6 protein-coding genes are annotated in these 9691 nt (G+C 34.3%); 2 read left to right on the forward strand and 4 right to left on the reverse strand.

The features are described 5' to 3' along the window. Nucleotides 1-188: 188 nt before the first annotated feature. Together Q0A18_RS02710 and Q0A18_RS02715 are read left to right on the forward strand one after the other, a co-directional pair. Complete coding sequence (locus Q0A18_RS02710) at nt 189-671, forward strand: sigma factor-like helix-turn-helix DNA-binding protein (RefSeq protein WP_292008633.1); 483 nt, start codon at nt 189-191, stop codon at nt 669-671. Between the two features lie 53 nt (nt 672-724). Then, entirely contained in the window at nt 725-1399 is a 675-nt protein-coding gene (locus Q0A18_RS02715) for a TnsA endonuclease N-terminal domain-containing protein (RefSeq protein ID WP_292008634.1), read from the forward strand. Between the two features lie 111 nt (nt 1400-1510). Here Q0A18_RS02715 and Q0A18_RS02720 read toward each other — a convergent pair whose 3' ends face one another. The 4 genes from Q0A18_RS02720 to Q0A18_RS02735 all read right to left on the reverse strand — a co-directional run. Then, nucleotides 1511-1876, reverse strand: a complete 366-nt coding sequence (locus tag Q0A18_RS02720) for a hypothetical protein (RefSeq protein WP_292008635.1) — start codon at nt 1874-1876, stop codon at nt 1511-1513. 1227 nt (nt 1877-3103) lie between these two features. Next, the gene (locus Q0A18_RS02725; RefSeq protein WP_292008636.1) at nt 3104-5815 is read right to left on the reverse strand and encodes a DEAD/DEAH box helicase; all 2712 of its coding nucleotides are present in this window, start codon (nt 5813-5815) and stop codon (nt 3104-3106) included. Between the two features lie 697 nt (nt 5816-6512). Next, a complete protein-coding gene (locus Q0A18_RS02730) occupies nt 6513-9053 on the reverse strand; it encodes a prolyl oligopeptidase family serine peptidase (protein WP_292008637.1) in 2541 nt (846 codons plus the stop codon). Further along, nucleotides 9040-9691: RagB/SusD family nutrient uptake outer membrane protein (locus Q0A18_RS02735; RefSeq protein ID WP_292008638.1), on the reverse strand; the 652-nt coding region annotated here is incomplete at its 5' end. The genes Q0A18_RS02735 and Q0A18_RS02730, both read right to left, overlap by 14 nt.

Genomic DNA, 9691 nt, shown 5'->3' on the forward strand with positions numbered 1-9691 from the left:
AAAAATAGGTCCGCCAGATATCAACCTTGTTTTCTAATTATTACAAAGTATTGAATATATAGTTGCTTATTTTCAGATATTATATTCTACCTTAAAGACATAGACTCTCATTAAATTTAAATTCATAAATTTAATGAGTAAAACTATTAATTACCTTTTTTATCAAACAAAGTAGTTATCATAAGAGAATGACCAGTATAGGACTTAAATTTTTAGATCTTTTTTTTAGCTGTTTGCATAATAAATCTCTTTTAAGAAAGAAAAAGCTAACAGAGAGGGAAGCTTATGTTTTATTAAAATTATATGATTTCGAAGATCCCAAAACTGACATGAATCTCGATTTGGCATTGGAATTAAAGGTAAGCTCCGAACGGATAAGACAGATAGATGTGAAGGCACTAAAAAAATTAAGAAAGTCTTCCTTACCTGATCCAATTCAGGAGATGAAAGTCATCATTCAAAATTATGCAATTGCAACTGATCAAAATGACATTTTTAAAACTACAGTACGGTTTTGTTTACTGGAACTAAGTGATCTTCCGATACAAAAAATCATCAGACTAATTATCTGCACATGTTTGCCATTTAAAAGAAATCTTACGGAAACCTTGGATTATTGTAAATACCTATCGAATATTTTCAAAGGGAATATAATCGGCTTAATCAACTAGCAAAGAAAAAAAGAGAAAAGGATGAACGTTTTATTGAATTTTTAAATTCAAATGTGATTTGGTTCGATAAAATAAAGAAGTGGGAAAAATCTCATTTTAATGAAATTGAATCTAAAAGAGTTGTTAAAGCTGACATCAGATATAAGTCAGACCTCTTCTACAGTGAAAAAATGAGAAAGGAAATTCAATATGAATCGGGAGCTGAACTTAAATTTATTGAACAACTAGAATCTTCTTCTTTAATTACAGCTTATGTTGAACAACCTGTCACAATTAAATATGTAAAAAATAAAAAAGAATATGTGTACACACCGGACTTCGCTGTTCTTTTGAATAATGGCAGTTCATTCATAGCGGAAATTAAGGGTAGCTTCGAATCTCTGATAGATGCCGGAGTCCACAGAAATATCGAACAATTACTATCTTATTGTCAAGAATATGGCTTTGGCTTACTTCTTTCTTGTAAACTGCGTGCCTTTGAATATTTCACAGAATGCTCAATAAATAAAAAATTGGAACTAAAGATCCTTGCTAATTTTAGGAATGGTAGAAGAATAATCTTTTTAAATGAATTTAAGGCTATTCTTGAAGAAACGGGAGCCAGCAAAAAGGAAGCTCTAGCATTGATTCTCCACAACAATTGGGGTTATTACTCCTTTCCGTTTAAATTAACTTCAACAAATCCTTACCCAGTTTTTAGAAAAACATTTATCGAAAAGCTTCTCTAAAAATATTATACCTTGTCTGGGTAATTTTAAAAATGATATAATGATAAACAGTTCCAAAGCAATGTTGAACATATTCTATTCTGTGTCAAAAGAATAACTGATAGCATAGTTTTAAGTTTTGCGTGCTATTAACGAATAGATTTTTATGAAAATTTCGTTTTGTTTTTCTTTCAGTTCAGTAATTGTTTTTAGTTTTTCATTAAAACCTTTCAAAGCTTCACTCTTTATAAATTTTTGAGCATTGGCTATTTTTGCCACTTGATTAATATTATTTTCAATCCTTACAAAAATATTATCCTGTTTTTCAATGAATGCGAGTATTTTTCTTCTTTCATCATCGAAAATCCTATTTTCCACCGAATTGATAATTAAACTGCTCAAAGAAATTCCTTTTTTGGAACAGAGATTTTTCCAATTTTGTTTCCGATGTTTTTGGATTCTCATGAAAATACGTTCTTCTTTTCCAGAGTTCTTCATTTGTACTTAGTAATTGGTTAAAAATTCTGAGCCAAATTAATATTAAAACAACAGCAAGTCAATAGTAATGAGTACGTTTACCTCAAATAAGGTTATTTTGGAATCATATAGAATTTCAAAAGATTAAAAAAGAATATACTGGATTAAATGGGAATTTTTAAAAATGTTTCAAAAATAAAAACTGAGTTCCGAAGTTTTTCCTCCTTTTGCAAAAAAGGCAAGATGTCTTTGGAGGAAAACTTGAAAAGTTTGTCCGTACAAAGACACATCTTGCTGTTATAGCACAAACATTTTTTTCAGAGCTATGAAAAACCGCACCATAACAACATAAAGCAATAATAATCAGAAAATTACGCTTAAAGTAAATGATTTTTACTATTGAAAGAAAAAAGAGCCGATTGATAGGAAGGAAAAAATAGGCTGACCTGTATTCATTTTACTCAGGGTAAGGATATAACCTGATAATATTTTGCGCTGGTATTGCAATAAGATGGGTAAAATTTATACAGGTTAGAATAAAACATGGGTAATTTTTACGCAGGGTCAGCTTTAACCAATGTCTTTGCTCAGATGATGAGGTAACCTGCTACTATTTTGCTCAGGCATTACGGTAAGGTGGGTAAAATTTACTCAGGTTAGGAAAAAACATGGGTAATTTATCACGCAGGTTGAGATAACCTCATACTATTTTATGCATGTTGGAAGAAAACCTGCGTAATTTTTACACAGGCTTAGCTTTAATCTGTATTCTTTTTACTCAGGTTAGAATATAACCTGATGCTATTTTGCTTAGGTATTACAATAAGATGAGTAAATACTACTCACCTAGAAGGAAAAAAATAGTTATATGGACTCGGATGTTGATTCTGCCATCTTTTTAACAAGTTTCTCGAAATTCAATTGCATTAAATTCAATAACTATATTAGCATGCAATCATTATCTGACAAAAGATGTAGTTAGTAGTTTCTATATGCTTAAACTAATCGTTCTTCTAATTGCCCCTTCCACACTATAAAACCTTTATTATCATTAGAATAATCGTGCATAACTCTTGAAAAGTTCTGCGGATTGGTTTCTAAGTAAGCTTGTCTTCCTTTATTTCGGATAATATTGAGTTCTTTATCTATTTGCTTTATAGTCTCTATTAGTACCGATTTACTTTTGTCTGTATGCCAAATGTAGGTGGCTTCTTCTGTATTTAAGGTTTCTAAAACAATATGGTAACTTTACTCTCCGGCAATTAAAAACACAAAGGAAAACGGCTGTAAAACAAACCTTAGTTTCATAACATGTCGTTCATGTTTATCTACCAAATACTGAATATGGTTGGAATGTTTATATTGTTTTCCATTCAATAAATTTTCCAAAATACTCTCTACATCGGTATAAATATTTTGGTTTTTTGGCAGTTCATCGGTTGTAAGAATGTTTTGTTTCGATGTCGGAATCTGACTGATGAAATTTTTATTGAGAAACTGAAACTTAACACTTTCAACGATTTCTTTATTGATGTTTTCAAGATCGGATGATGTAGCTAATTGTGATAAAATTACACCATTTTCTATTTCAGCATAAATATCAATTTTAACATATTTTGATTTCAAAACCTTGATAAAATAAGATTTCAAAACTTCAAACTCCGGTCTAAATTCTTCATTTTCTATTTCAAAATCTAATTGTTGATCGTTTTCTTTATTTATGTATTTAAAACCAATATTCCCGTATCTGAAATCCAAATCTTCAATGGATATTTTGACTTGTTTCTCTATGACTAAACTTTGTCTGTCAGGAGCAAGCTCTGTTGGTTCATCAAACAAACTTGCTTGTTTAACAATTTGACGATAATAGGTATTTCGTTTTAAAAACAGTTTATTCAGGTAATCAATTTTGATGTCTCGATAATCATAGATTGTAGGATTGATTTCAGACCGCTGTACGCGACCAATATATTGAATCAGCTTTCCCTTGAATGAAAACGGATATACCAGAAACAAAGAGCTGATATTTGATAAATCCGAACCTTCTCCAAAATATTGCCCGGTGGTTATCAATATCTGAAAATTACCTTGTCGTAAAGTTTGCCATTTTAATTTTCTATTGCTTTCGGAATCATCGCCACTCAGTGTAATCACTTCATAAGATTGTTTAAGGAAAAGGTAAAGCGTATCAATATGTTCTTTCCTTTCCGTGATAATCGCAATTCGTTTTCCTTTGGAGAGTTCAGTTTTTATATCATTCAGAATAAGCTTGTTTCGTTCCGAATCGTGAATTAAAATTTTTGAAAGGGTTTCAAAATTGTCGGTTTTTGAATTGAACGGAATATCCAGTTTAGTATTTCTGACAATAATTTGAGCATGTTTAAAGCTTTCAATCTCGTTACTTGTGATTTCTGAGATTACTTCTCCGAGAAAAGCAAAAATCAATTTATCATCATTGTATTTCCTGAATGGTGTCGCTGTTAGTCCATATAGATAAAATGTTTCCAACTTTTCAATCGTATTACGGAAAGTTTCGGCAGGAATGTGATGACATTCGTCAACGAGAATGGTTCCGAATTGATTCTGAATTTGTTCAATTTGCTTTGGTAAACTCTGGATGGTAGCAATTGTAATCTGTTTTCCAATTTTTGCTTTTCCTTGCCCGATGATACCAATTTCATGCTTAGGAATTCCGAGAAATGTTTGAACTCTTTCCAGCCATTGTTCCAGTAATTGTTTTCGATGAACGATAATTAAAGCCGGTTGTTTCTTATCTGCAATGATTTTCAAGCCCATTATTGTTTTACCAGAACCGGGTGGAGCAACGATCACTCCAAAATCCTTTTTTGAAATACCATCAATGACCTTATCCTGATGATCTCTTAATGTTGCATTAAATGAAAATCCAACTTCTTCTTTTTGTTTTCGATGGTCTTGAAAATCAAAATCCAAGTTTTGTTCTTTACAAAATCGAAGCAATTTTCCAATAAAACCTCGTGGAATAATAATTTTATTTTCTGTCTCTTCAATCAGTTTAAAATAGCGCTCTGTTCCAAAAGTAGTTTTACCCGATTTCTTCTTGATAAAAAATTCTGAATTAGCAAGATTCAATTCTTCTTTCAGAAAATTGATGAGTGAAGCCGTCAATCCATCTCTTTGAATACGGATATTTTGTTGAAGTGTAATGGTAAGCCTGCTGTTTTTACTTTTAGGAATTTGTAGATTTTGTATTGGAGAAACTTCCTGATAGAAATTCTCCAATATGTCAACTGGAATCCTTTCTATTTCATTCAAAAACTTCCATTGATTGGGATAAGGTTCAAATGTTTCAGGATTGATAAAACAACAATTTCCATTTTCCATTGCAGGTTTAAAAAATGGCAGGGCTATCAAATTACCCAACCCTTTTCCAGAAAGAAAATCCTGATTAGGAAATAACCTATCGAAGCTTGAGCCTTTGTCAAACATTGAAAAAGCTCCCGATTCTTCCAAAATAGAAATAAAAATCTTTCGGCTTCGGATAGCCGGATAGGGCTTGTCGAAAAATATCCAGACGTGTCCGCCATTTCCGGAACGGGAACGCTCCAAATATGTAGGAATATTTCTTTCTTTGCAGAATTTTAAGAAATTTATAGCTTCCTTTTGCCAATTCTGCTTGTCAAAATCTGCAACTAAAAACCAAGAAGTATTATCCATTAATAAAGGATAAATTCCAATTTGCTGGATACCCTTTAAATGTTTTTGAATTTCGTTATCGGTAAGTGATAAATAGGTTTTATGCGGATAATTTTGAAAAGTTCCACCATTCATTTTATGTACCCGGTAATGATATGGGTCATACTGATAGGCGGGCATATAGCCGGACTTTCCCGATTTCTCCCAACGAATTGCAAACACATCTTCCCTGCCTTGGAATAAGGAACCAAATATGTCAATTTGCTTGCTGAAATTATCTTTCATTAAAAAACTTGAAAATTACACTTAGATATTAATTTCTACTTCGATTTTGGGTTACAATGATTTTTACGTCCGTTATAACAGACTGATAAACATTATTTACAATTGAAATTTTAAACTTCCTAAAATTATAAAAAGAAAGTCAGTTAACACTATTTACAATCAGAAAATTGAATATGTAGCTTAAAGTAACAATAATTTTAGTACTTTAAGACACAATCAGTTCGTGTCGATTTCTTTCTTTTGATATTTTATCGATAATATTTAGAGTATTTTGCCGATTGTAAAAATTTCGATTGAATTGATTCGGATTCGAGGACACTCGACTTTTTCTTTATCCTTTACAATTGTAAAACAGAATTGATCTTTATTATTGATGAGTTTACAGTAATTATGATTGAATTGATTCGTATGACTGAGGTTCCAACTTTTTCTTTGCTCTTCCGCTCCAAGAACAGTATCAGGCACATAAAACCGAAATCCTCCAATGTGTTGGAGGATTCGGCTTGAAATCTTTTTGTCCGCAGGATTCAGGAGTGTCTGAAAAAAATATTGAAGCTGGCTTCAATATTTTTTTAGATACCCAAAAAGATTTTTTTATGTGAATGATACTGTCCTACATTGGCAATAGAAAAAGTAAAAACCTCAGTTATGGTAATTGAATACTGTACTTTAGATTAAGGTACTAAGTAAAAACGTCCTACTGAGCATTTTTTATATATTTCTGTATCCAGGGGATATTCTTTTCATTTTTCAAATGATAATTAAACCAATCCAGAATTTTCAGGGTAAGGTCTTTCTGAGCTTCAGCCCTACTTAAACTGTGCCCTTCCTTATCATAAAACAGGGCAATAACAGGCTTCCGGTATTTCCTTAAGGCAATAAACATGGATTTGGTTCCTTCCGGGCTTACATTGCCATCATCAGTCCCCGTCCACAACAGCATCGGTACACTGACATTCTGAACAAACATTATCGGATTATTTTTGATATATTTTTCAGGATTTTCTGCCATCGTAGCCTTAAACCAGTACTGGCGCCCTTCATACCTGTAATAGTCGGGAGCATTAAAATGATAATTGTACGCATAATAAGTCCGTACCACATCAGAAACTGCTGATCCTGAGACATAGGCTGCAAAACGGGTTGAATGACCCGCAATAAAATTGGTTTCATAACCGCCAAAAGACTGTCCCATAAGTCCAATCTTTGTCATATCTACATTCTTAATCTTCTGTAATTCGTCTAAGGCATTATTAATGCTTTCCAGTGCTGAAATTCCTGCTCCTTTGTCAGATTGCGAGATATCAGCAAGCAGTATGGCGAAGCCTTCCTCCATCAACAGCGGGATATTCAGCCCTGTGGGATTCGAGAAGGAAGGTCGCAGGAATCTTTTGGTCATATAATCCTGCTTCTCATACACATGGATAATAACGGGGTATTTTTTTGAGCGGTCATAATTCAGCGGCATATACAAAGCTCCGCTTATGGTTTTTCCATCCGAGCCTTTGTAGGAAATTTTAATAAGCTCTGCCTGTTCAAATTTCTGATTCTTCTGATCTGAAACATAAAGAACTTTTGGATTTTCTTTCTCTTTCCTTACTACAAGCCTTGGCCGTTTATTATAGCTTTCCTCAATCCAGTAATAATTTTCACCCTGATTCAGCTTTTTAAATGCCGAGATCTCATCAGGGGTAGGCTCTTGGATGATTTGCAGCTGCCTGTTTCTTAAACCGGCATAAGTGATATGACTGGTTTTCGGATCAGTGATTTTTAACTGCAAGCTCTTTTTGATATCTACGGCCCTGAAGTCTCTACCGTATCCTAATTCCGTACTGGTTCTTGTAAAATCCACCAGCTCGATTTCTGAATCAGCATTTGCGGTAAACATTTCTTTCATTTTCTCAGTGGCCAGATTATATACAGAGATCCTGTTTCCTCCTACCCATAGAACTTCTTTCTCAGAAGTAAAATAAGGAACCATAGCCGCAGAAACCTTTACATCTTCCATCACCAGAGTTAACGTATTATACAGCTGCCAGTTGTTTTCCTTCTGAATTAGCAGGTACTGACCTGACGGTGAGATTACCATCTGTTTCCGCACATCCGTAATCAGGGTATAGGTATTGGTTACCGCATTCCACAAATACAGCCTGTCAAAGCTATTGCCTCCCGCTTTATCCATTTTATCCACCTGCTGCTTGTCAGTTTCATACATCAGGTAGCGTGAATTGCCGATAGCAGTCTCCCCAAAATATTCGGTACGGGTCATTAGAACCTGTTTACCGCTTACCGGCTCCCATTCCACCTGGATAAATTCTATGATCGCCTTTGCATGCTTTTTAAGGTCGAAGTCCGTCCCGTACCAGATATCAACCATTCCTTTTGCACACGGGATTCTCTTTCCCAATTTCAAAACCACACTATTGTCAGAACGAGAAGGATTCAGCATCATCTGATCATAGTCAGCGTAACTGCTTCCATCAAAAATATATTGTTTTTTATCCTGAGAAACATAATAGAGGTTGGTCTTGCCTTTCTTTCGGGTCTGAATCACAACGCCTTTCTGTTTCATGCCGGAAGGCAAAATATTGCTCAGCTCATCATGGGTTGAAAAGATCCCTTCAAAGATCCCTTTATTCAAAATCAAAGCTTCATTCAGATCACCTGTTTTCTTTTTAGCGATGGTCTCATCCCCTTCGGAATAGATATGCTGAATACCGGAAATACTCTGCCTCAGGTTCATATTTTGATCATAAACTTCCAGCCTGTTTCCTTCTTTTTCGGTATACAGCACCATAAAGGTATGCTGTTGTTTATTGTAGATAAACTTTTTTACGTGATAAAAAAAACGGGATTTTCCGGTTTCCAGATTAAAATACTCCAATGTATCTTTTGTCTGTATCGCGAGATCGTTCTCCACAAACATGATAAAATCAATATTTTTTCTTTCCGTTCTGTGGTCTTTATCTTCTATGTTTTGCAGCATCATATTCTTTGTCCCGTCAACAGAGAATATATACCATGCCAGCCATTTACCGTTATCAGAAGCCTCGGGAAATTTCATTTCTTCGGTATCCTTAACCAGCTTTTCCAGATGCTCATACCGCTGGGCTGAAAGGTTTTGTGGCATAATAACGAGAAGAAATATCCATAATATCCATACTGCCGCACAGGTCTTTCGCCTTCGGAAAGATTTGAAAGTGATAGAATCAATATGTGACGCCTTAATATCCATCATTTTGTGGTGTTAAGTGACTATTCAAAAGCATTTCTTTCTGTGGCAACGGTAAATATTGATTGGTCGCTTTCCAGTTAGGCTTTACAGGTTGTAAGAGATCCAGTTGTCCCCACCGTTTCAGGTCTATAAACCGACTTCCATGTTCTGCAAAAAATTCTTTTCTTCTTTCATTTTTAATTTCTTCCATCGCCTGAGCCTGTGAAATGGAAGTACTGAGTGGTGTTAACCCCGCCCTTTGTCTTGTCTGATTGATGAAAGGAACTGCTTGGGTTGTTTTGTTCTGCATGGTTAAAGCTTCTGCCAGCATCAGGCATACATCCTCTAACCTGTAGATGATAGAATATTCTGTCGTATTGGTAGCGGTAGTTATTTTATATTTGGTCTGCTTATAATTGGTCTGTGAACCAAATACCACCGGAGTAAAATAGTTTTGCCGTCGAAGATCGGTGGCTGAAAAAGAACTTATAAGATCCGGATTCAAAATAAATGAAGTAGGAGCACCCACAAAATTATAGAGCACGGCTTCGCTTGTCGGATCAGTATTGTTCTTAGGCTTTAGCTGCCAGATAATATGCTTTCCTGCTTTCTGAAATACTTTGGAAAGGTCATTTTGAAAAACATAGTCAGTATTCTGGATG

Origin of the sequence: Chryseobacterium sp. (assembly GCF_022712095.1) — a bacterium.
Taxonomy (GTDB): domain Bacteria; phylum Bacteroidota; class Bacteroidia; order Flavobacteriales; family Weeksellaceae; genus Chryseobacterium.

Excerpts from the sequence above, each read along its gene's own strand:
- Q0A18_RS02710 (WP_292008633.1), top strand. The coding sequence starts at position 189 with ATGACCAGTATAGGACTTAAATTTTTAGATCTTTTTTTTAGCTGTTTG.
- Q0A18_RS02720 (WP_292008635.1), bottom strand. The coding sequence starts at position 1,876 with ATGAAGAACTCTGGAAAAGAAGAACGTATTTTCATGAGAATCCAAAAA.
- Q0A18_RS02725 (WP_292008636.1), bottom strand. The coding sequence starts at position 5,815 with ATGAAAGATAATTTCAGCAAGCAAATTGACATATTTGGTTCCTTATTC.
- Q0A18_RS02730 (WP_292008637.1), bottom strand. The coding sequence starts at position 9,053 with ATGATGGATATTAAGGCGTCACATATTGATTCTATCACTTTCAAATCT.